This is a genomic window from Verrucosispora sp. WMMD1129 (assembly GCF_029581255.1).
GTDB classification, from domain to species: domain Bacteria; phylum Actinomycetota; class Actinomycetes; order Mycobacteriales; family Micromonosporaceae; genus Micromonospora; species Micromonospora sediminimaris.
This window is the reverse complement of the sequence record NZ_CP120741.1, coordinates 2,995,884-3,015,106: the sequence shown is the minus strand read 5'-3', so window position 1 is coordinate 3,015,106 and position 19,223 is coordinate 2,995,884. Positions and strand designations below refer to the sequence as shown.

Here is a 19,223-nt window from a genome sequence, read left to right as displayed (position 1 = left end):
CGGTTCCCTGCCGGTCGGGGCCGGTGCCGAGAAGCGTGCTGCCCCGGGCGGGTGGTCCGCCCGGGGCAGCACGTCATCGGTCCAGCGGATCAGGAGAAGCGGACCTTGGTGTAGATCCCCTTGTGCTCCAGCACCTTGATCTTGGTGCCGGTGGCCGGGAGCTTCACGCCGTGGTTCGGCAGCTCCGGGAACCAGTACTTCTTGGTGTCGTCGAACAGCGGCTGCGCGGCCTGCCCACGGATGTACTGCGGCTGGCTGTTCAGGTGCAGCGTGAACGAGTCCGCCTTCTTCAGGCTGAACGGCGCGTCGTAGACCTGGATGCGGGCCCGCCAGGGCTGCCCGGTCAGGTTGTAGATCGGCCGCGGATGGGCATCGATGATCATGTTCCGGCCCTCGCCCGGGTGCGCGAACGTGTCGTTGTCCGCCCACCGGGTGTTCCAGTACGAGATCAGCAACCCCTCCTGGTACGCGTAGTGGTCCACGTAGTCCGGCTTGGTGTTCTCGTACCCGAAGAAGTACGGGCCGGTCTTGAGGTACCTGTCGTACGAGATGTACTGCCGGGTGCCGGCGATGTAGTAGTTCGCGAAGCTCCGCGTGTACGTTGCCTCAACCACCTCGAACCCGCCGGCCAACGTCCAGCCGTCCGCGTCGGACTCCGCACCGTCGGTGAAGACGGTCTCGCCGTCGGCGGTCAGCGTCACCGCGTCACCGAAGAAGCCGCCCTCGGAGACACCGCCGTCGGTCTGGTAGCGCAAACGGAATCCGACGCTGTTCCCCGCCACCTGGTCCAGCGGGATCGCGATGTCGACCCACTCGTCGTCGGAACTGCCGTCCAGCGCGAAGCGGCCGGGGGAGATCTCCTTCAGCGGCTCGCCGTCGACAGTGCCGGGCTGCGACGTCCAGGTCTGTCCACCGTCGACCGAGGTCTCGAAGAAGAGGTAGTCGTAGTCCGCCTCGATGCTGTAACGGCCCTTCATCGACAGGGTCGCCGACGACTTCCCGGTCAGGTCGAACGTCCGGGTCATGGTGCTGTTGAGGTCGTCCGCGTTGCCGGAGAAGAACTGCTTTTCACCCTCGAACGGCGCGCCGTTGTCGAAGGTGTACTCCCGCTCGGGCAGCACCACCACGGCGGCCTGGGCCTCCTTGGTGTTGTACTCCTGCGGGCCCAGGGTCAGCGTCCGCTTCTGCCCGGCCACGATCACCTCGTAGTCGAGCCAGCCGAGCTGGAGCTTGTTCCAGGCGCCGAGGTCGCCGCCGCGCTCGCCGATGCCGCCGTCGTTCTTGGCGCCGAGCCGGCTCTGGGCCATCAGCGTCCAGTGCTCGTTGTTGTTGTCGCCGCCGCTGATGACGTTGTAGTCGTCCGGCAGGCCGAGGTCGTGGGCGTACTCGTGGTAGAAGACGCTGCGACCGCCGTTCTCCGGCTGGATGGTGTAGTCACCGATCCAGACGCCGGTGTCGCCGATCTGGGTACCGCCCGCCGGGAAGTTCGACGGCCCGGTGCGGCCCTGGTCGGAGGCGTACGCGTACCAGCGGTGGCTCCAGATGGCGTCCTCGCCCTGGATCGGGTCGCCGTCGGCCATGTCACCACCGGCGTGCACGATCTGGAAGTGGTCGATGTAGCCGTCCGGCTCGTTGAAGTCGCCGTCACCGTCGTGGTCGTAGCGGTCCCACTCGTCCATCGCCCGCACGTCAGCGGCGATCTCCTCGTCGGTCCGCCCGGCGGCCTTCTGGTCGCCGACCCACTGGTTGGCGGCGTCGCGCACCAGCGCCCAGACGTTGTTGCAGACGATCCCGTCGCACGGGTAGCCGCTGGAGCGGCCGTACCGAGCCTCGTTGTACTGGACCTTGACCCAGTCGGTGACCACGCCGTCGACGCTGTACCGGCCCGAGGACTGGGCCTCGTAGTACTGCTTCACCGACTCGTCACCGGGCTCGGTGCCGAAGTAGAGCTTCCGGTAGTGGTCGGCGTCGTAGTCCGCCTGCCAGACGGTGGAGTTGTCCACCGACCGGTCCGGCTCGGGGATCTCGTTGTGCAGTGGCCCGTCGAACTTCGTCGGCCCGGGGATCTCCGGGTCGGTGTCCTGGTCCGGGTAGTCCGGGTGCCGGTCGTTGCCGAACTCGGCGAGGATCACGAAGATCTGGTCGGTCTTCTCCCGGGACAGCTCGACGTACTGCTTCTCGGTGGGGCCCCGGCCGCGCTTGGTGGCCTTGGCGTTGCGACCGGCCTCACCGCCACGGGCTGCCCGCTCGCCGACCTTGACCACCGTGCTGCCGTTGATCCGTTCGGCCTTGGCTCGGCCCGACAGCACCTCGCTGAGGCCCTCCTGACGCAGGGCGCGGCGCTTGGCCTCCAGCGGGTTCGGTAGGTCGTGTTCGGCGTGGGCGGGCTCCGCGATGGACGGGGCGGCCGCCGGGGTCTCCGGCTGCGGCGCGGCTGCGGCGGCGGATGAGCCGACCGTCAGTCCTGTCGCCGTCAACGAGAGCCCGAGCAGACCCACTGCGACTTTCCGCACGTGGTACCTCCGGATTGAGGGAACCGACCCGTCGGGGGTTGCGGGTCGGTGAAAATGGCCCCCGTGAATGGGGCCAGTGGTGAACCTAGGCACTCCTGGGGCTGGTGAGAAGAGTTGTGGCCAAAATTTGTTGCACCTTTTTGTTGGCAGGCGTTTTCACTGTCACATCCCGATCCGGTTGTGGCGTACCGCGACATGACGAAGGGTGGCGGCCCGATGCCGGACCGCCACCCTTCAGGTCGTACGCCTGTCGTCAGTCCTCGTCGGACTTGCCGCCGCTCATGCCGGAGGCGATCAGGTCCATCACCGACGAATCCTGCAACGTGGTCACGTCGCCCAGCGAGCGGTTCTCCGCCACGTCCCGCAGCAACCGCCGCATGATCTTGCCGGAGCGGGTCTTCGGCAACTCCGGCACCAGCATGATCTGCCGGGGCTTGGCGATCGGGCCGAGCGTCTTCGCCACGTGGTTGCGCAGCTCGGCGATGAGCTGCTCGCCGGCCTCGCCGGAGATCTCGGTGCTGCCCCGGGGGATGGCGAACGCGACGATCGCCTGCCCGGTGGTCGGGTCGGTCGCGCCGACCACCGCCGCCTCCGCCACCGACGGGTGCGAGACCAGGGCCGACTCCACCTCCGTGGTGGAGATGTTGTGCCCCGACACCAGCATCACGTCGTCGACCCGGCCGAGCAGCCAGACGTGGCCGTCGTCGTCCTTCTTCGCGCCGTCACCGGCGAAGTAGATCCACGGGTCGTTGGCGTCGCCACTGGCACCGGCGCCGAACCGCGACCAGTACGTCTCGATGAACCGGTTGTCGTCACCCCAGATGGTGCGCAGCATCGACGGCCACGGCTCGCGCAGCACGAGGTAACCGCCGCCGCCATTGGGCACCGACTGACCCTGGTCGTCCACCACGTCCGCGACGACACCCGGCAGCGGCGTCATCGCCGAACCCGGCTTGGCGGCGGTCACGCCCGGCAGCGGCGAGATCATCATGCTGCCGGTCTCGGTCTGCCACCAGGTGTCCACGATGGGCAGCTCACCTCGCCCGACGTGCTGCCTGTACCACATCCAGGCCTCGGGGTTGATGGGCTCGCCGACACTACCGAGCAGCCGCAGCGAGGAGAGGTTGTACTCGGCCGGAATCTCCTCACCCCACTTCATCATCGTGCGGATCAGCGTCGGCGCGGTGTAGAGAATGGTCACCCGGTACCGGTCGACGATCTCCCAGAAACGGCCCTTGTGCGGAGTGTCCGGGGTGCCCTCGTACATCACCTGGGTCGCGCCGTTGGAGAGCGGGCCGTAGACGATGTAGGAGTGACCTGTCACCCAGCCGATGTCCGCCGTGCACCAGTAGACGTCGGAGTCCGGCTTCAGGTCGAAGACCGCGTACGAGGTGTATGCCGCCTGGGTCAGGTAACCGCCGGTGGTGTGCAGGATGCCCTTCGGGCGGGCGGTGGTGCCGCTGGTGTAGAGAATGAACAGCGGGTGCTCTGAGTCGAACGACTGCGCGGTGTGCTCGGCCGACGCCTGCTCCACCGTCTCGTGCCACCAGTGGTCCCGCTCGGACCAGCCGACGTCCTCGCCGGTACGCCGGACCACCAGGACGTGTTCGACCGACGGACAGTTCGCCACCGCCTCGTCGACGGTCGGCTTGAGCGCGGAGGGCTTGCCGCGCCGATACCCGCCGTCGGCGGTGATGACCACCTTCGCCGAGGCGTCCTGGATCCGGTTGGTGAGCGCGTCCGCGGAGAAGCCGCCGAAGACCACGCTGTGCGTGGCGCCGATCCGGGCGCAGGCCAGCATCGCGACCGCGGCCTCCGGGATCATCGGCAGGTAGATCGCCACCCGGTCACCGGCCGTCACCCCGAGGTCGGCGAGCGCGTTCGCCGCCTGGCAGGTCATCCTGTGCAGGTCGGCGTAGGTGATCGTGCGGCTGTCGCCGGGCTCGCCCTCCCAGTGGATCGCCACCTTGTCGCCCCGGCCGGCCTCCACATGCCGGTCGAGACAGTTGTAGGCCACGTTCAACTGCCCGCCGACGAACCACTTCGCGAACGGCGGCCGGGACCAGTCCAGCACCTGGTCCCACTGCTTGGTCCAGGCCAGCCGGGCCGCCTGACGCTCCCAGAAGGCGAGCCGGTCGGCCTCCGCCTCGGCGTACGCGTCCGCGGTGACGTTGGCGTCAGCGGCGAGTTCGGCCGGCGGCGGGAACTGGCGCGTCTCGTTCAGCAGGTTGGCCAATGCCTCGCTCATGCCGGCACTCCGCTTCGCTTCGTGCCGCCCTGAGGCACCAGCGCGCTGCATTGATGATTCGCTCGCTGCCGCTCGCTCATGCGGTGACTCCTCGTTGCTCGGGTGACCTGGGTCTCTCCCGGGCAGGTTAGTCGCGGCGGCCGAGCGAGGCGACCGATCCCCGACGCGCCCGTCGCTCAACGGCCCCTCCCACGCGCCGAGGTGCAGGGCAGATCCGTCGCGTGCGCTGTCCCGGGTTGCGGCATGTCGGGCCTTCCCGCCAACGTGAAAGCCCGACATGCCGCATGTCGCGACTGCGGCCCCCCGGCGCGGCCCCCCGGTCGGCGCGGCCCCGGTCGGGCGGGTGGTCCCTGCCGGGCCGGGTGGGTGGCGGGGATCGCGTTGCCGGTGACTCCCGCCCGGTGCCATCGGCATCGTCGCTAACGTGTCGGGGTGACCGCCGATCCGCTCGCGCCGCTGCTCGACCTCGCCGACATCGCCGCCGCCGTGGAACATGCCCGCGACCGGTTCGACCGGGCACTGGGCCACCGGGCGCTGCGGCGCCACGGCGGCCAGGTCGCCGCCGAGGTGAGCCTGCGCTCCGCGGTGGCCAGCGCCGGGCTGGAGGGCCACCACCACGAGCGGGAGACGGTACGCGCCGGCACCGTCACCGAACCGGTGCTCCAGGGTGCGCTGCGGGTGGCCGGCGTCCTGCCCGGGCTCAGTGAACTCTGGCCGAAGGCGCCCCGGCAGGCGTTGGCGAAGCTGCACGTGCTCGCCGCCCGCGAGGTGGTCACCGAGGCCGAGCTGGGCCGCCCGGTCAACGACCCGGTGGTCGCCGCCCGGCTAGACGCCCTGGCCACGCTGGTGGCCGGCGGCACCCAGGTCACCCCACTGGTGCTGGCCGCCGTCGTGCACGGTGAACTGCTCAACCTGCGGCCCTTCGCCGGCCCGTCGGGCGTGGTGGCCCGGGGCGCGGCCCGTCTCGTGTTGCTCTCCACCGGATTCGACCCCCGTGGCCTGCTCGCCGTCGATGTCGGGCACCGGGAACGCGAGCCGGAGTACGTCGGTGCGGCCGGCGCCTTCGCCACCGGCACCCCGGACGGCCTGCGCTCCTGGCTCCGCCACTACATGTCCGCCGTCGAGGTGGGCGCCGACCAGCTCACCGCGATCGGCGACGAGATCCTGGCCGCCTGACCGGTACCGGCTGCTCGTCCGATTGGCGCCGACGGGCCGGGCCTGCGGTGGAGCGGCGACCGAGTCCGCCTGCGGCGGTGCCTCTGCGACCAGGTCAGGCAGGCGAGGCGGCGGCACGGGTGCGGCGGTGCCGGCCGTACCAGGCGATACCGATCGCCACCCCGACGCCGACGCCGAGCGCCGCCGCGGCGACCGGAACGGCGGGCCGCTCGCGCAGTCGCCGGCCCAGCGGTACCGGGTGCCGGAACTCAAGCACCGGCCAGGCGTTCTCGACCGCCAGGCGGCGTAGCTGCCGGTCCGGGTTGACCACCGACGGATGACCCACGCACTCCAGCAGTGGACGATCGCTGTACGAGTCGGAGTAGGCGTACGAGTCGGACAGGTCGTAGCCGCGGGCGGTGGCGAGTTCGCTTACCGCCTCGACCTTGCTGGGACCGGCGGCGTAGAACTCGACCTCGCCGCTGTACCGACCGTCGACCACGCCCATCCGGGTGGCGATCACGTCGGTCACCCCGAGCAACGCACCGATGGGGCGCACCATCTCCTCGCCCGAGGCGGAGACCAGCACCACGTCCCGACCGGCGGCCTGATGCTCCTCGATCAGCGCGGCAGCCTCCGCGTACACATAAGGGTTGATCAGCTCGTGCAGCGTCTCCGCGACGATCTGACGGACCTGCTCCACCGGCCACCCCTTGCAGAGCGTGGCGAGATAGTCGCGGGTCCGGGCCATGGTCTGCTCGTCGGTGCCGCCCAGCCGGAACATCAGCTGCGCGTACGCCGACTTGACCACGTCACGCCGAGTGATCAGGCCGTCCCGGTAGAACGGCCTGCCGAACGCCAAGGCGCTCGACTTGGCGATGACGGTCTTGTCCAGATCGAAGAAAGCGGCACTTCGGCCCACGGCGCGAAAGTCTAGCCCGATGGTCTATGGTCGGCGGGTGCCCGGGGGCTGAAGTGCACTCGGACCTGCGGGCCCGCCCCCACCCGCCTGCGAACAGTGACCGCGGTCACACGCTGCGAACAGGATTTCGCAGGGAGTGGAGGCTACACCACTCGACGTACACAGGTCCGCTCAGGCAGACTTGTTCGCAGCACGAGCATTCATATCTCGTACACCCGCAGACCCTCGGCGGTTGCACCCCCCGTGACCGCTGAGCGGGTTCGGCTCGACCCCCCCGGAGCCGAACCTCCGACGACCCCCGTCTCCCCCCGACGGGGGTCGTCCCTTTGCGCCGTGAGTGCTCCGGTAGCGGAGCCGCCCGAGGGGTCGACGTGCAAGGCGCGGTCGTTCCGCCCGAGGATGCTCCTCAGCTACCCGGTCGTTTGCTCTCGGGCTTGGGTTCGGCCGGCCGATCGTGCGTCAGAGGATCGCGAGCTGTCGGGTCGGATCGGCGCGGAAGGTGGGTTGGGTCGGGGTGGGGGTCAGCACGAACTCGTACGTGCCGTCGTCGGACCCCTCGGCGTGTGGGTGTGCTCGGACTTCAATTTCGTACCAGCCGGGTGGCACTGCCACGCGGCGGTGTTGCGAATGATCGGGCCTCCAGCGGCGGAGGTGGCCGAGGCCGCAGAGCAACAGCGAGCCGGTCTCCGACCCCAGGACCCAGCCCGGCGAGGAGAGGGCCGCAGTGGACCATGGTGAACGGTCTGCGGCGTGTCGCACCAGCACGGTGTAGTACCCCGCAGTCACACCCGTCAGCGGTAGCGCTATTCCCGCCCGGGCGACGGTGTCACCGGCCTCGGTGGTACTGAACAGCTCCAGCAGGTCGCGCCCCGTGCTGCTCGCGCCGAGATGCTGGTCCAGGCGCGCGGGGTTGAGCAGCACGAACCCGTGGGCTTCGGGAAAGCAGCGGGTCAGTTGGACGGCCGGAAAGACCCCGGTCATCCGATCACGGCGCGGGCGGGTGTGCGCTTCGGTTCGAAGCAGACCAGCGCGCGACCTCGCCGGTCGGTCACCACCCAGGGATGACCGACGTACGTGTGCTGCCGGTATGACTCGCTCGGGTGCAGCACGGCGTACTGCCTCCGCTGCCCATGGTGGTCCAACCAGTACACGATCACCGATCGCGAGCGATGGTTGACGAACTCGATGCTGGTTTCGCTGCCGCCGCTGACCGATCGCAGCCCGCGCTCCCGCCATGCCGGTAACGGGGTCAGGTGCTCCGGCTGGGGCGGCCGAGTGGTCGATGGCGGTTTCGCCGGCCGGCTCGGTGAGGGGTTCGGGCGGGTGCTTGGTGTGGCGGGCACGGTCGACGAGTCGGGCCGGCTGGGTGAAGGAGCCGGCGTCGCCCTGCGGCTGAGCTGTGGTCGGGAGGACGAGACCCCACCGACGGACGACGCGGCCGACGGCGATGGCACGTCGGCGGACGCAATCTCGTCCAGGTTGGACCCGGGGCTGCCGGGAGGAGGAGGTACCCAGTCCGACGGCACATTGGGGGCCGCGACCGTCGGTGGCTCGGTCGCCGGCCACAGCACGGTGAGCATGAGCCCGAGCGTGGCGGCCGCGAGGCCGGCCAGCACCAGTCGGTGCGACATGCGACCGGGAGCGCGGTGGGCAGGTTCGACGGAGACGGCAGCTGACCGTATGGGCGGGGGCGGAACGGCCGGCCCGCCAGGTGGCTCGGGCGCTGGCGGAAGTGCCCGCGGAACCGGGCGCGCCGCCAACTGCCGGGCGCGGGAACGTGGGTCGAACAGCCAGGGGCCGACCCGCAGCCTCGGCTCGACACGGGCATGTTCGTGATCTGGGGACTGCGTCATGACCTCGATCCGGCGAGGGATGCCGTTCTCTGCCGACGGCACAGGACGTCGATTATGCGTGTTGCGCGTCACGTTCCGCCACGGTTGGCGACGGTCGAGATAGGCGCGATGTGCGGCCCGTCCCCATAACAGATCAACGCCCCTTGTGGGCGTTGTCCACAGAGCGGTTCGTTGTCCACAGGCCGGCCGGCAGGGGCGGCGCTCGGGGCGGCAGCGGCGGCAGGGTTCGACCCAGTGAACCCGCGCCGACCGCTTGGAGGCCGCGATGCCATCCCGTACCTCCGTCCCACCGGACCGACGCCTGCCGCTGGTCGTCACCTCGGACGGTGACCTGCTCGACGACCTGCTCCGGCTCGCTGCCGCAGGCGGAGTCGAGGTGGAGGTCGCCGCCGATCCGGGGGCCGCCCGCACCCGCTGGCGGCCATCCCCGCTGGTTCTCGTCGGCAGCGACCAGGCGCAGCCCTGCCTGCGGGCGCGGCTTCCCCGGCGTCCCGGGCTGGTCCTGGTGGGACGAGCCGGCGACGTCGAGTCCGGTTGGCAGGTGGCCGACCTGCTCGGTGCCGAACACGTCGCCGTGTTGCCGGCGGCCGAGCCGTGGCTGGTGGACCGGTTCGCCGAATGCGGCATCGAGGGCGCGGTCACCGTCTCGGCCCGGATGGTCGCGCTGGTCGGTGGCCGGGGCGGAGCCGGTGCCAGCATTCTCGCCGGTGGCCTCGCCGTCACCGCCGCTCGGGCACGGCTGCGTACCCTCCTGCTCGACGCCGATCCGCTCGGCGGTGGTCTGGATCTGGTGCTCGGCTGGGAACAGATTGATGGGCTGCGGTGGCCGGCGCTGACCGGGGCCGACGGGCGGGTCGACGCGCCGGCCCTGGTGCGAGCGTTGCCCAGCCGGGGCGATCTGGTGGTCCTTTCCTGGGACCGTGGCGACCTGATCGCCGTGCCGGCCGAGGCGGTGGCCGCCACCCTGGATGCTGCCCGGCGGGGCCGGGACTTCGTGGTCGTCGACCTGCCCCGCCACCTGGACGACGCCGCGGTGACCGCACTTCAGGCGGCCGACCGGGCGTTCGTGGTGGTACCCGCCGAACTGCGGGCGACCGCCGCGGCGGCCCGAGTGGTCACTGCGGTCGCACCGCACTGTTCCGACCTGTCCGTCATCGTCCGGGGTCCCGCTCCCGGCCGGCTGCGCGCCACCGAGGTCGCCAAAGCGCTCGGTCTACCACTGGCTGGTTCGCTACGGCCTGAGCCGGGGTTGTGCCGGGCACTGGAACGGGGCGAAGCCCCGGCGGCCGGCGGGCGCGGCCCCCTGGCCGAGCTCTGCCAGCGGATCGTCGGCGAACTCAGCGGCCAGCCCGCGGCGGGTGTGGCATGACCGGGGAGAACCTCGCGGCCCGGGTACGGCAGCGGATCGCCGCCACCACCACGCCGGTCACCCCGGCCGCGATCGTTTCCGCGGTGCGCGCCGAACCCGACGCCGCCGTACTCGGTGACAATGCCCTGCTGCGGATGGCCGACCGGGTACGCGACGACCTGGTGGGCGCGGGCCCGCTGGCCGTGCTGCTGGCCGACCCCGAGGTGACGGACGTACTTGTCAACGGGGCGCGGGTGTGGGTCGACCGTGGGCAGGGGCTGCACCAGGTGCCGGTGCCGGTGGGCACCCCGGACGACGTCCGCCGACTCGCGCAGCGGCTCGCGGCTGGGGCCGGTCGCCGGCTGGATGACGGTTCGCCGTGCGCCGACGCCAGGTTGGCCGACGGTACGCGGCTGCATGCGGTGCTACCGCCGGTGGCGACCGAGGGGCCGTACCTGTCCCTGCGTACCTTCCGGCAGCGGCCGTTCACGTTGGACGAACTGGTCGCACAGGGCGCGGTGGCCCGGCCGGTGGCACCCGTGCTGGCCGCCGTGGTGGCGGCCCGGCTCGCCTATCTGGTGATCGGTGGCACCGGCTCCGGCAAGACAACTCTGTTGAACACGCTGCTCGGCCTGGTGCCGACCACCGAGCGGATCGTGCTGGTCGAGGACGCCTCCGAGTTACGGCCGGTGCACCCGCACGTGGTGGGTCTGCAAACGCGTACGGCCAACGTGGAGGGATCGGGCGCGGTCGGCCTGAGCGAGCTGGTCCGGCAGGCGCTGCGGATGCGGCCGGATCGCCTGGTGGTCGGCGAGTGTCGGGGTGCGGAGGTGGTCGACCTGCTGGCTGCCCTCAACACCGGGCACGAGGGCGGGGCGGGGACGCTGCACGCCAACACCCCGTCGGACGTGCCGGCCCGGCTGGAGGCCCTCGGTCTGCTCGGTGGGCTGCCACGCCCGGCGCTGCACGCCCAGGTGGCGGCGGCGCTTCAGGTGGTGTTTCAGATCCGCCGTACGCCGCAGGGCCGCGTGCTGGAGTCCATCTGCCTGCTGCTGCCGGAAGGGCCCGACCGGCTGGTCACCGCCGTTCCCGCGTGGATCCGCAGTCGAGGGCTCGGTCTGGCGGCCCGGGCACTCGGCACGCTGATCCGCAACCGCGATGTGCCGGTGCCGCCGATCCTGTGCGAGCCGTGGCCAGCGTCGGCGGTGTCGTCGTGAGCAGCGCGTGGTGGTGGGCGGTGTCGGTGGTGCCGGTCCTGCTGGCACTCGCCCACCGGATGCGTGGGCGGCGTGTTCCGAGGTGGTCCGGGGACGGCGGGAAGGCAGCCGACGATGCGCTGGTCGCTTGGGTCGTTGCCCTGCGGGAGGCGGGCGGTTGGCGTGCCGGTGAGGAGCCGCAGGGCCCGCCCCGGAGCAGTCCGGAGCCGACCGGTGTCGGTTGGCCGACGACGGGGGCGCGGCCGTCCTCGGTGGTGGTCCACCCGGTCAGGCCGGCTGCTTCCCCGATCGCCTGGCCCACGTCGGGGCCGCCGACAGCACCGGCCGCGTCCCGTCCGCCGGGGCCGCATGGCAGCCGGCGGCCGAATCGGCCTGGTGGCGTGCCCGGTGTGGTCGTACGGAGAACAACCCCCGCCGTGAAGCTGACGGCACGGCCGCTCGGCACGGCGGTGCTCGACGAGGAGCAGATCGCCGCCGGGGGCCTCGATCACCGGGTGCCGGCCGACCATCGCGAGCAGACGGATCACCGTGAACAGCCCGACCAGCGCCCACCGAGGCTGAGCCGACCGCCGGCGCTGCTCGCGACGCCGCGGCGCATCCTGGTGCTGACCTGCCTGCTTGGTGCGGGGGTCGGGGCGCTGCTCGCCGGTCCGGTGGCCGCGACGGCGCTTGCCGGTTACGGCACCCTTGGTGTGCGGGCGATGCTCCGTCGGGCAACCGTGGGTCGGGCCGACCGGGAGCACCGGGAGCGGTTGGATCAACTGTGTGCCCTGGCCGGGGACCTGCGGGTGGGTCTGCCGGTGCCGGTGGCCGCGCAGGTGCTTACCAATTCGGCACCCAGTGCCGTCGCAGGTGTGGCGCAACTGAGCCAGCCGGACGAGGCCGTCAGCGACGTAGGCCAGCCGGTCGGGCCCGAGCAGCGTCTCTCCGACAGCGCCGTGCCCGGTTCGGCGGGAGACCGCCTCGGGCGACTGGCCGGGGCTGCGGTACGGCTGGCCGAGCGTACGGGAGCGCCGCTGGCCGATCTGGTGGAGCGGATCGAGGCCGATGCCCGATCGACGGACCGAGGGTTGGCTGCGGCCACGGCCCAGGCTTCCGGTGCCCGCGCCACCGCCTGGTTGCTGGCTGCCTTGCCGCTGGGCGGGATCGGCCTGGGCTACGGAATCGGGGCGGACCCACTTCACGTGCTGCTGCACACCCCGGTCGGCGGCGCTTGCGCGATCGCTGCCGTGGGCCTTCAGGTGATCGGGCTGCTCTGGGCGGAGCGTCTCGCGGTCACCTCGTCCGGAGACAGCTGATGTCCGGGACGCCACTGGTCGTCTGTGGTCTGGCCGGTGCAACCCTGGTCGCCGCGCTCGCGGTCGGCCGGTACCGGCCCCGGCGTCGGTTGCGCCGGCTGTCCAGCCACGTGACGGCCAGCCGGACAGGTCAGCGGTTCTGGCCTTCGATGCCCCGACCGGCCAGGTCACGCCGGGTGCCAGCGGCCGTCCAGCGGTACGGGTCAGCTGGCGAGCACCCGGCGCAGGCTTCGGCAGCCGAGTCACGAGGTTCGAGCCAGTGGCGGCCTGACCTGGTCCGGCTGACCGCTGGGCTGTCCGGGCTGGCGGTGGCGGTAGTGGTCGAAGGCTGGGCCGGCACGGTGGCGGCACTGCCCACGGCGGTGCTGCTCGACCGGCTGCTCCGGCGGATCGAGCCGCCGGCCGTACGCCGTCGCCGACTGCGGGCCGCAGCCGACCTACCACTCGCCGCTGACCTGTTGGCGGCGGCGCTGCGGGCCGGGGCACCCGTGGAACGCTCGCTGCTCGCCGTAGCTGACGCGCTCGGCGGGCCGCTGGGCCGGCAACTTGCCCGGGTCGGTCGGACCCTGCAACTCGGAGGTGGTCCCCAGGAGGCGTGGGGACATCTGGCGGCGGTTCCGGGAGCGCACCGCGTGGCCACGGCCGCGATCCGCTCGGCGAGCAGTGGCGCTGCCCTGGCCGGGGCGCTCACCCGGCTCGCCGACGACCTGAGGGCAGACCGGGCCGTCGCACTTGAGGCGGCCGCTCGCCGTTCGGGCGTGCTGATCGTGTTGCCGCTGGGGCTCTGCTTCCTGCCCGCCTTCATTCTCGCCGGTCTGGTGCCGGTGATCGTCGCTGTCCTTGGCGACGTGCTGTGAATCCATCGAGAAAGGACGAACACGTGCGCAGAATCCTCGCCCGCCTTCGCGGGGACGCTGGGATGAACACGGCGGAGTACGCGGTCGGAACGCTCGCCGCGGTGGCCTTCGGCGGAGTCCTGCTCAAGGTGCTGACCTCCGACGGAGTGCAGTCCGCGCTGACCGCCGTCATCGACCGGGCACTGAAGTGACCGGGCGCCGGCCGGCCGGCCACGACCGGGGATCGTTCACGGCCGAGATGGCGGCCGGCCTGCCGGCGCTGGTGCTGCTCCTACTCACCGGGCTGACCACGATCAACGCGGTGAGCACCAAGGCGGCGTGCCTGGATGCGGCCCGGGAGGCGGCGCTGGCCGCCTCCCGGGGAGAGCCGGGCACCGCCGCCGGCAGCCGGCACGCACCGGCCGGTGCGGAGGTGGTCGTCGCGTCGGACGGTGAGCACGTCCGGGCGACGGTCCGGGCCTCCGTCCGCGCCCTCGGTACCGATCTGCCCACGATCAACGTCGTGGCGACGGTCGTCGCCGCGGTCGAACCGGGTGCGCCGGAGCCGCAACCGTGAGCGTCGTCGCAGCTCGTCCCGCCGGCACCGCCCCCGGACGCTGCCTTGACACCCGCCGGCTGCGCCGTCCTACCCGGTGGCAGCTTTGGCTGGGGTGGAAGCTGAGCTGGCTGACCCGGCGGGCGACCGGAGGGGGTGAGCGGGGTGGCGCCACGATCTGCCTGCTCGGCGTGGGGCTGCTGTTCGTCGTGGCGGGTCTTTTCGGCGCGGGGGCGGGCGCGGCCCGGGTGGCGCGACAGCAGGCCCGGGTGGCCGCCGATCTCGGCGCTCTCGCGGGTGCGGCTCGGGTCCTTCAGGACGAGCCGGTGACGTGCGCGCGGGCAGCTGAGTTGGTGGCCGCGAACGCTGCCCGGATGGTGCAGTGTCGGATCGATGGGCTGGACGTGCTGGTCACCGCTGAGGTGATCGTGAGCCCCTTGCCGGGGATGACCCGGTCCGCCAGGGCAACCAGCCGGGCCGGTCCGCTGCGCGGCTGACCGGGTACCGGCAGATGGCGGTCGGTGCGGTGGCTGCGTGGCGTGAAGCGGGCGGCCGGACGCGAACCTGGCGCTGTCCCGGCCGCCTCGCATTGCGACCCCACCTGTCCCGGTGGGCCGGCTCGCTCGGCGTGGTGGTCGAGCGGGCCGACCCGGGGGCCAGGTGGATCGCAGGTCGGGGCCGGCGTCAGCGGCCCTGGAGGGCGTCGAGGGCGACGGCCATGGCGATCACCAGGCGGCGGTCGATCTGCGGGTGCTGGATTTCGACGATGTACCGGTCGCGCAGACCCCACTTCTTGACCACGGAGAAGACGGGCTGGCCGTCCGCGACGAAGTCGAAGTGGTACGGCAACCAGGACAGCGAGTCGACGAAACGGCGCAGCAGCGCCACCGGCATGCTGCGCTCCTGACCGGTGACGTTGGGCAGGCCGGCCTGCTCGACGTGCCACGTCGAGCGGAGCAGGGACTGCGCGAAGTCCTTCCGGAACAGGCCGATCGGGTTGCCGGCGTCGTCGGTGACGTCGTACGTGGCACCGAGGTCGAGGCGTTGGCGCGCCTTGAAGCCGAGCAGCGGCTGCTGCTTGGACTCGTCGGTGTAGATCGTCACCTGCTCCTTGAAGGCGAGACGCTTCTGCTGGGCGAACGCCAACACCCCGCCCTCGGATCCGTCCGGTGCGACGCTGTGCACCTCGTACTGGTTGACCATGAACCGCACTCGTTGGCGGATGTGGAACTGATGCTGCGCCTGCAAGCTGTCGAGCTGCATGAGAACTCCTCGATTGTGGTGCGCCGGAGTGTCGCACAGTCGGACAACGGCTCCGTCCAGGGTCCGCCGGTCAGCGGACGCCGTCGACGCCCGAACGGTGGGTCATGGTGGTCAACAGCAGATGGATGGTGCGCAGACGTTCGTTGATCTGATCCAGCCGTTCGGCCTGGGCCAGGGTGGCGAGCGCGGTCCCCAGCGCGATCTGCTGGTTGATGTCGAGCTTCTCCTGGTCGATGGTGTAGAGCAGGTCGACGGTCTCGGCGATGGTGTCGGCCACGGCCTCTCCTCCATGCTGGCAAGGACGGTGAACGGCAAGGACGGCGCTCTATGGAAGCGCTCCCACCATCATTGCCCGGCCGCCCCGGTTTTCATACCCGACCCGGTCATTCCGGCAGGTTGGTGAGCACCACGTCGAGCACCCGAATCGCATCCGGTTTGGACAGCGGATTGTTGCCGTTGCCGCACTTGGGTGACTGCACGCAGGACGGGCAGCCGGCCTCGCAGCCGCACTCGGCGATCGCGTCACGGGTGGCCCGTAGCCAGGACGCCGCCATGCCGTAGGCCCGCTCGGCGAAGCCCGCTCCCCCCGGATGGCCGTCATAGACGAAAACGGTCGGGGCCTCGGTGTCCGGGTGCACCGCCGTAGAGAGCCCGCCGATGTCCCACCGGTCGCAGGTGGCGACGAGCGGCAGCAGCCCGATCGCGGCATGCTCGGCCGCGTGCAGCGCCCCCGGCACGTCGGCCGGATCCACCCCGGCGGCGATCAGCGACTCGGGGGAGAGGGTGAACCAGACCGCGACGGTACGCAGCTCACGCGCCGGCAGGTCCAGCGGACGAGTGTCGATCACCTCGCCGGTGGCGATCCGTCGCCGCTGGTAGGAGACCACCTGACTGGTGACGTCCACCTCGCCGAGGAAGAGCCCGACCGGGCCGGCGTCGACGTAGGAGCGCACCGAGACCACCGACAGTGAGGTGACGTCGCGGGCATGGGTCGACCAGTCCGGCTCCTCGGGGCGCACCAGCGCGCATCCGTCGTCCAGGTCGAGTGAGTCGACCACGTACGACACGCCCTGATGCAGGTAGACCGCGCCGGTGTGCAGCAGGAAGTGCGCGGAGCCGCCGTCGACCGTACCGAGCAGCCGGCCGGTCGCCGCCTCCACCACGCACACCGGGGCGCCGCCCTCGCCGCGCAGATCCACCTCGGGCCGTTCCCGGTGCCGCCAGTACCAGCCGGTCGGCCGTTGGCGCAGCGCACCCGCTTCGACAAGCGCCGCCACGGCCTCCTTGGCGCCGTCACCGAAAAGCTCCAGGTCGGCCGTGGTCAACGGAGCCTCCGCCGCCGCACAGGCCAGCTGCGGGCCGAGCACGTACGGGTTGGCCGGGTCGAGCACGGTCGCCTCCACCGGCGCACCGAAGACCGCCTCCGGATGGTGCACCAGGTAGGTGTCCAGCGGGTCGTCCCGGGCCACCAGCACCGCGAGGGCCTCCTGACCTGAGCGTCCGGCCCGGCCTGCCTGCTGCCACAGCGACGCCCGGGTGCCCGGATAGCCGCAGATCATGACCGCGTCCAGCCCGATCAGGTCGACCCCCAGCTCCAGAGCGTTGGTCGAGGCCAGCCCCAGCAGCTCGCCGTGCAGCAGCGCCCGCTCCAGCTCGCGACGCTCCTCGCGCAGGTAGCCGGCCCGGTAGGCGGCCACCCGGTCGCCGAGCCCCGGCACCGCCTCGTCGAGGCTGCGCCGGGCGCTTGTCGCCACCACCTCGGCGCCCCGGCGGGAGCGGACGAAGGCCAGCGTGCGTACCCCGGCGGCGACGGTGTCGGCGAGCAGGTCGGCGGTCTCCCGCAGCGCCGATCGGCGTACCTGGGTCAGATCGGACGCCGCAGCGGGCTCGTCGGACCCGGCGGCCGACGGGTCCGGCGGGAGCAGCGGCGGCTCCCAGAGGGCGAAGGTGACCCCTGCCCGGGGCGAGGTGTCCTCGGTGACGGCCGTCACCGGGAGGCCGGTCAACCGGCCGGCCGCCGCGGCCGGATCGCCCGACGTCGCCGAGGCCAGCACGAACGTCGGTCCGGCGGCGCGACCGTACCGGGCACACTGCCGCCGCAGCCGGCGCAGCACGTGGGCGACGTGCGAGCCGAACACGCCCCGGTAGACGTGGCACTCGTCGACCACCACGTAGGCCAGTCGACGCAGGAAACCGGACCACTGGGCGTGCCCGGGCAGGATGCCGTGGTGCAGCATGTCGGGATTGGTCAGCACGAACCGGGAGTGCCGCCGGATCCACTCCCGCTCGGCGCGCGGGGTGTCGCCGTCGTAGCAGGCCGGGCGTACGCCCTCGATCTCCAACGCGGCGACGGCGCGTAGCTGGTCGGCGGCGAGCGCCTTGGTCGGTGCCAGGTAGAGCACGGTGGCGCGCGGGTCGGTGAGCAGCGTGGCCAGCGCCGGCAGCTGGTACGCCAGGGACTTGCCGGACGCGGTGCCGGTGGCCACCACGACATGCCGGCTGTCGTACGCCAGGTCGGCCGCCTCGGCCTGGTGCCGCCACGGTGTCGCCACTCCGTGTCGGGCGTACGCCGCGCGTAGGTCCTCCGGAACCCAGGACGGCCACGGTGCCGGCGCTCCGGCCCGGGGCGGTACCCGCTCGACGTGGGTGACCGGATCGGCGGGGTGTCGCTGGCGTAGCCGGCGCAGCAGTTCCCCCGGCGACACGACCGGGACCGCGCCGGGCGGGACCGCACCGGTCGGGACCGCACCGGTCGGTCGCTCGGGGCCGCTGCCGGCGGATACGGTGGCTGCCGAGGTCACGTCCTGCACTCTCGCACTGGTGTTCGGAAATGGGAAATCGGCGTGCCGGGTACGGATGGACCTGCCCCGGTGAGTCGTCGGCCGGACCCTGGGGTAGTGGTTAGATGCCAAGAGAGTTTACGGCTGCCTGAGGAGGACGGATGGAGCTGTCACTGGCGACCCGGACCGTGGGTGAGCACACGGTGCTCGAGGTCGGCGGTGAGGTGGACGTCTACACCGCCCCCCGGCTGCGCGAACGGCTCCTGGAACTGATCGACGCCGGGGCCCGGCACGTGGTCGTCGACCTGGGCAGGGTGGATTTCCTCGACTCCACCGGGCTGGGTGTGCTGGTCGGCGCGCTCAAGCGGCTGCGTACCGCGGACGGCACCTTCGCCCTGGTCTGTGACAAGGAGCCGCTGCTCAAGATCTTCCGGATCACCGCGCTGGATCAGGTGTTTCCGCTTTATCCGACGGTCGAAGCAGCGACCGGCGCCAACCAGTGATGGCCACGGTCCGGCTCTCCTTCTCGCCCGCGCCGGTGCACGTGCGTACCGCCCGCCTGGTCGGCGTCGCGGTGGCCCGGCGGGCGGGCGTTCGCGAGGATCTGCTCGACGAGGTCCGCCTGGCCATCGGCGAGGCGTGCACCCGGGCGGTCGCCCTGCACCGCCAGTACGGGGTCGCCGCGCCGGTGCTGGTGGAGATGTCCGACTCGGGGGCGTACTCGGTGCGGGTGGTGGATCGGGCGCCGATCGAGGCGAGCATCGGTCTGGCCGCGCTCGATGCCGACCAGTTGGCCAACGAGTCGCTGAACGAGGACGACCTGACCACCGGTGTCGGCTTCGCTCTGCTCGCCGGATTCGTCGAGGATCTTCAGGTCCGTCCGGTCGACGAGGGCGTCGGCACCGAGGTGCGGATGGTCTGGCCGGTCAACCACTGAACCGAGGGCCTGGCCGCCCCGGACGACCGCTGCCGGATCACCATGGACCGCTTCCTATATCAGATTTCGGTTCATAACACAGCGACGGAGATCATCCAGACCCGCCGCCACCTCGATGTGACCTCGAACACTGGGGGCGGCTAGAGTACGCGGGTTGTCAGCAAGTGATCCACCCGGCACCCAGCGCAGATGGGCGTGGAGCGCTGGTTCGTCGGGTGGATCGGCGCGCGCTTGCGAATTCGCATCCAGGCGCCGGACGGTGCGTCTCCACCGGCCGGCGCGTTGTTCGGCACAGGA

18 protein-coding genes are annotated in these 19,223 nt (G+C 71.5%); 10 read left to right on the top strand and 8 right to left on the bottom strand.

All coding sequences use genetic code 11. From position 1 onward, the window contains the following. Positions 1-89 precede the first annotated feature (89 nt). Entirely contained in the window at positions 90-2,498 is a 2,409-nt protein-coding gene (locus tag O7624_RS13930; RefSeq protein WP_282240625.1) for an immune inhibitor A domain-containing protein, read from the bottom strand. Between the two features lie 268 nt (positions 2,499-2,766). Beyond that, positions 2,767-4,761 (bottom strand): acetate--CoA ligase, encoded by a 1,995-nt coding sequence (gene acs, locus O7624_RS13925; RefSeq protein WP_282240321.1) that lies wholly within the window; start codon positions 4,759-4,761, stop codon positions 2,767-2,769. A gap of 432 nt (positions 4,762-5,193) precedes the next feature. On the opposite strand from acs, the gene O7624_RS13920 reads away from it, so the two are divergent. Then, a complete protein-coding gene (locus O7624_RS13920; RefSeq protein ID WP_282240320.1) occupies positions 5,194-5,937 on the top strand; it encodes an oxidoreductase in 744 nt (247 codons plus the stop codon). A gap of 94 nt (positions 5,938-6,031) precedes the next feature. Here the strand turns inward: O7624_RS13920 and O7624_RS13915 are convergent, their stop codons facing one another. The 3 genes from O7624_RS13915 to O7624_RS13905 form a co-directional block, all read right to left on the bottom strand. After that, positions 6,032-6,838: an HAD-IB family hydrolase gene (locus O7624_RS13915; RefSeq protein ID WP_282240319.1), complete on the bottom strand. Its 807-nt coding sequence runs from the start codon at positions 6,836-6,838 to the stop codon at positions 6,032-6,034. Between the two features lie 459 nt (positions 6,839-7,297). Continuing rightward, positions 7,298-7,819 carry a hypothetical protein gene (locus O7624_RS13910; protein ID WP_282240318.1) on the bottom strand — a complete coding sequence of 174 codons (522 nt, stop codon included), beginning with the start codon at positions 7,817-7,819 and terminating at the stop codon, positions 7,298-7,300. Beyond that, on the bottom strand, positions 7,816-8,469 hold the full coding sequence (locus tag O7624_RS13905) for a hypothetical protein (RefSeq protein WP_282240317.1): 654 nt from the start codon (positions 8,467-8,469) through the stop codon (positions 7,816-7,818). Before O7624_RS13905 ends, O7624_RS13910 begins: the two co-directional genes overlap by 4 nt. Before the next feature lie 487 nt (positions 8,470-8,956). Between O7624_RS13905 and ssd the strand changes: the two genes are divergently transcribed. The 7 genes from ssd to O7624_RS13870 all read left to right on the top strand — a co-directional run bounded on the left by ssd (position 8,957) and on the right by O7624_RS13870 (position 14,443). Then, complete coding sequence (ssd, locus tag O7624_RS13900) at positions 8,957-10,060, top strand: septum site-determining protein Ssd (protein WP_282240316.1); 1,104 nt, start codon at positions 8,957-8,959, stop codon at positions 10,058-10,060. Beyond that, on the top strand, positions 10,057-11,256 hold the full coding sequence (locus O7624_RS13895) for a TadA family conjugal transfer-associated ATPase (protein ID WP_093404064.1): 1,200 nt from the start codon (positions 10,057-10,059) through the stop codon (positions 11,254-11,256). Before ssd ends, O7624_RS13895 begins: the two co-directional genes overlap by 4 nt. Before the next feature lie 416 nt (positions 11,257-11,672). Continuing rightward, positions 11,673-12,554: a hypothetical protein gene (locus O7624_RS13890; protein WP_282240315.1), complete on the top strand. Its 882-nt coding sequence runs from the start codon at positions 11,673-11,675 to the stop codon at positions 12,552-12,554. A 149-nt stretch (positions 12,555-12,703) separates the two neighbouring features. After that, positions 12,704-13,411, top strand: a complete 708-nt coding sequence (locus tag O7624_RS13885) for a type II secretion system F family protein (protein ID WP_282240624.1) — start codon at positions 12,704-12,706, stop codon at positions 13,409-13,411. A 62-nt stretch (positions 13,412-13,473) separates the two neighbouring features. Next, positions 13,474-13,602, top strand: coding sequence for a DUF4244 domain-containing protein (locus O7624_RS13880; RefSeq protein WP_205808979.1), 129 nt, complete (start codon positions 13,474-13,476; stop codon positions 13,600-13,602). After that, a complete protein-coding gene (locus O7624_RS13875) occupies positions 13,599-13,967 on the top strand; it encodes a TadE family type IV pilus minor pilin (RefSeq protein ID WP_093404065.1) in 369 nt (122 codons plus the stop codon). The genes O7624_RS13880 and O7624_RS13875 overlap by 4 nt, the downstream gene beginning before the upstream one ends. 89 nt (positions 13,968-14,056) lie before the next feature. After that, positions 14,057-14,443 carry an Rv3654c family TadE-like protein gene (locus O7624_RS13870; RefSeq protein ID WP_232511230.1) on the top strand — a complete coding sequence of 129 codons (387 nt, stop codon included), beginning with the start codon at positions 14,057-14,059 and terminating at the stop codon, positions 14,441-14,443. A 187-nt stretch (positions 14,444-14,630) separates the two neighbouring features. Here the strand turns inward: O7624_RS13870 and O7624_RS13865 are convergent, their stop codons facing one another. From O7624_RS13865 to O7624_RS13855, 3 genes are all read right to left on the bottom strand, one after another. After that, complete coding sequence (locus tag O7624_RS13865; protein WP_282240314.1) at positions 14,631-15,209, bottom strand: hypothetical protein; 579 nt, start codon at positions 15,207-15,209, stop codon at positions 14,631-14,633. Between the two features lie 70 nt (positions 15,210-15,279). Next, complete coding sequence (locus O7624_RS13860; RefSeq protein WP_093404067.1) at positions 15,280-15,486, bottom strand: hypothetical protein; 207 nt, start codon at positions 15,484-15,486, stop codon at positions 15,280-15,282. 106 nt (positions 15,487-15,592) lie between these two features. After that, positions 15,593-18,010, bottom strand: a complete 2,418-nt coding sequence (locus tag O7624_RS13855; RefSeq protein WP_282240313.1) for a DEAD/DEAH box helicase — start codon at positions 18,008-18,010, stop codon at positions 15,593-15,595. 140 nt (positions 18,011-18,150) lie between these two features. Between O7624_RS13855 and O7624_RS13850 the strand changes: the two genes are divergently transcribed. Both O7624_RS13850 and O7624_RS13845 read left to right on the top strand, forming a co-directional pair. Further along, complete coding sequence (locus tag O7624_RS13850) at positions 18,151-18,492, top strand: STAS domain-containing protein (protein ID WP_093404068.1); 342 nt, start codon at positions 18,151-18,153, stop codon at positions 18,490-18,492. After that, on the top strand, positions 18,492-18,926 hold the full coding sequence (locus O7624_RS13845) for an ATP-binding protein (RefSeq protein ID WP_282240312.1): 435 nt from the start codon (positions 18,492-18,494) through the stop codon (positions 18,924-18,926). Before O7624_RS13850 ends, O7624_RS13845 begins: the two co-directional genes overlap by 1 nt. The last annotated feature ends 297 nt before the right edge of the window (positions 18,927-19,223 follow it).

What these genes read in the sequence shown, in the direction of transcription:
- acs (WP_282240321.1), bottom strand. Translation starts at nt 4,761, where the DNA reads ATGAGCGAGGCATTGGCCAACCTGCTGAACGAGACGCGCCAGTTCCCG.
- O7624_RS13910 (WP_282240318.1), bottom strand. Translation starts at nt 7,819, where the DNA reads ATGACCGGGGTCTTTCCGGCCGTCCAACTGACCCGCTGCTTTCCCGAA.
- O7624_RS13905 (WP_282240317.1), bottom strand. Translation starts at nt 8,469, where the DNA reads ATGTCGCACCGACTGGTGCTGGCCGGCCTCGCGGCCGCCACGCTCGGG.
- ssd (WP_282240316.1), top strand. Translation starts at nt 8,957, where the DNA reads ATGCCATCCCGTACCTCCGTCCCACCGGACCGACGCCTGCCGCTGGTC.
- O7624_RS13895 (WP_093404064.1), top strand. Translation starts at nt 10,057, where the DNA reads ATGACCGGGGAGAACCTCGCGGCCCGGGTACGGCAGCGGATCGCCGCC.
- O7624_RS13885 (WP_282240624.1), top strand. Translation starts at nt 12,704, where the DNA reads ATGCCCCGACCGGCCAGGTCACGCCGGGTGCCAGCGGCCGTCCAGCGG.
- O7624_RS13880 (WP_205808979.1), top strand. Translation starts at nt 13,474, where the DNA reads ATGAACACGGCGGAGTACGCGGTCGGAACGCTCGCCGCGGTGGCCTTC.
- O7624_RS13865 (WP_282240314.1), bottom strand. Translation starts at nt 15,209, where the DNA reads ATGCAGCTCGACAGCTTGCAGGCGCAGCATCAGTTCCACATCCGCCAA.
- O7624_RS13850 (WP_093404068.1), top strand. Translation starts at nt 18,151, where the DNA reads ATGGAGCTGTCACTGGCGACCCGGACCGTGGGTGAGCACACGGTGCTC.
- O7624_RS13845 (WP_282240312.1), top strand. Translation starts at nt 18,492, where the DNA reads ATGGCCACGGTCCGGCTCTCCTTCTCGCCCGCGCCGGTGCACGTGCGT.